This is a genomic window from Terriglobales bacterium (assembly GCA_035543055.1).
Taxonomy (GTDB): Bacteria; Acidobacteriota; Terriglobia; order Terriglobales; family Acidobacteriaceae; genus JAIQFD01.
The window spans coordinates 1-2,352 of sequence record DATKKJ010000123.1 but is presented as its reverse complement, the minus strand read 5'-3'; the positions used below and the strand labels follow the sequence as shown (position 1 = coordinate 2,352).

2 protein-coding genes are annotated in these 2,352 nt (G+C 64.6%); both read right to left on the bottom strand.

Translation table 11 applies throughout. From position 1 onward, the window contains the following. Nucleotides 1–570 (bottom strand): FAD-dependent oxidoreductase (locus tag VMS96_08745; protein HVP43509.1); only part of this gene is annotated, 570 nt, incomplete at its 3' end. Continuing rightward, nucleotides 567–2,102 carry a glycerol kinase GlpK gene (glpK, locus tag VMS96_08740; GenBank protein ID HVP43508.1) on the bottom strand — a complete coding sequence of 512 codons (1,536 nt, stop codon included), beginning with the start codon at nt 2,100–2,102 and terminating at the stop codon, nt 567–569. The genes VMS96_08745 and glpK, both read right to left, overlap by 4 nt. Nucleotides 2,103–2,352 lie beyond the last annotated feature (250 nt).

The following is a 2,352-nucleotide window of genomic DNA, read 5'->3' as shown; positions in this document are numbered from 1 at the left end:
AGTGACGGCGCAGTAGTTGAGGAGTGCGGCGCCCTGTTGCGCCGCGGTCGCCACCATATTGATGAGCAGGCGGGCGTCGTCGAATTGGCCGTCGAAATAGATCACGCCGCTGCGCAGGCCGTCCTGCCGGATCGTGGGCAGCCGTTCGATCGTCTCCTCCCGGGAAAGAACGGTCGAAGAACCGAACCCGTACTTGCCCGAGAGAATGTTGTAGAGCTTCAGGCCCACGCCGTAGAACGGCGCTTCCCACCAATCATAGTTGGGCACGATGAACGCAAGGTCGCTCACCAGGTGCGGAGCGTTCATGCGCAAGATCCCGCGCTCCTTCAACGCCTCCATCACCAGCGCGACATTGCCCTGTTCCAGATAGCGGACGCCGCCGTGAACCAGCTTGGTGCTGCGGCTGGACGTCCCTTTGCCGAAATCGCTACGCTCCAGCAGCAGAGTGGAGTACCCGCGCGAGGCGGCATCGATCGCCACGCCGACGCCCGTCGCGCCGCCGCCCACCACGATTACATCCCATTCCCCACGCTGCGCATGGAGTCGGCTCAGCATTTCCGGCCGTGTCATTGCGTTCCTCCCTCTGCGTTTGTGCCAGACGCCGCACCTTCGGCGTGCACGCCCCAGGATTTCGACCGCTCCAGCGCCTGCCGCCACCGGCCACAGAGGCTGTCCACCTGCCTGCGGCCCATCCTGGGCTGAAACTCCTTTTCCTTCGTCCACTGCCCTTCGATTTCGGCGGTGTTCTTCCAGAATCCCACGGCCAGGCCCGCGAGGAACGCCGCGCCGAGCGAAGTCGTTTCTGTGATCGCCGGACGGACCACCGGGATTCCCAGAAGGTCGGCCTGGAACTGCATCAGCGTATCGTTGCGTGATGCGCCGCCGTCCACTCGCAGAGCATGGATGGGGATGCCCGAGTCCTGCTGCATGGCGCCGGAGAGATCCGCCACCTGGTAGGCGATGCTTTCGAGCGCGGCCCGCGCGATGTGCCCCGCCTTGGTCCCGCGCGTGATTCCGATGATCATGCCGCGCGCATGCGGATCCCAGTGAGGCGCGCCCAGTCCGGTGAACGCCGGGACCACGTAGACGTCGCCGTTATCCGGGACGCTGAGCGCCAACGGCTCCACGTCTTCGGAGCTGCGGATGATACCGAGCCCGTCGCGCAGCCACTGCACCACCGAGCCGGCAACCAGAACGCTGCCTTCCATTGCATATTCGACGGCTCCGTCCCGCTGCCAGGCCACCGTGGTCAACAGGCGATTGCACGAGGCACTGCTTTCCCTTCCCAGCGTCTGCATCAGAAACGCCCCGGTGCCGTAGGTGCATTTGGCCATCCCGGGGCGGAAGCAGGCTTGGCCGAACAGTGCCGCCTGCTGATCGCCCGCGACTCCCGCGATGGGAATGCCCTCGAGGGCGAGGCTGGTGGAAACGTCATTATAGACGCCGCTCGAAGCGCGGACTTCGGGCAGCAGGGACGCCGGAATGTCGAAGGCCTCGAGCAGTTCCTGGTCCCACCTGCACTCGTGAATGTTGAAGAGCATGGTGCGGGATGCGTTGGTGGCGTCCATGGTGTGCAGCTTGCCACTGGTCAGGTTCCAGATCAGCCAGCTGTCCACGGTTCCGAAGGCCAGTTCGCCCCGCTCCGCCTTCTCGCGCGCGCCCTTCACGCTCTCCAGGATCCACATGATCTTGGTGGCCGAGAAGTAGGCGTCGATCAGCAGCCCCGTCTTCGCGCGGATGGTTTCTTCGAGGCCCGAATCCTGGAGCCGCTTACAGATCGGCGCCGTGCGACGATCTTGCCAGACGATCGCGCTCGACACCGGTTTCCCGGTCTTGCGCTCCCAGACGATGGTGGTTTCGCGCTGGTTGGCGATCCCCACCGCCGCAATGTGGCGCGGGCGGGCGTTGGCCCGGCTCAGCGCCTCGACGGCGACACCGACCTGCGACGCCCAGATTTCTTCCGGATCGTGTTCCACCCATCCGAGGCAAGGGTAAAGCTGTTCGAACTCCCGCTGGGCGAGCCCGTGGATGACGCCATCCCGATCGTAGAGGACAGCGCGGGAACTGGTGGTCCCCTGGTCCAAGGCAAGGATGTATTTCAAGCGTTCACTCCGGTCGAAGGGTTCCGAGGCTCCTGTGGGAATAGGATCGTCCGGAAGCCGGATTTGTTGGCTGGACCTGGAGGATCAATGGCTGACCAATCCGGGGAATGGCGGCAGTTCGCTGCCGTCCACGCCCAGGCGATACTCGGTAATCGTCAGCTCACCGCGGCCGAGCCGCCGCGTTTCCATGGCGACGTGTGTGACGCGGGTACAGGGATTCCCGTCCTGAAGTTTGGTATCGCGGACCAGT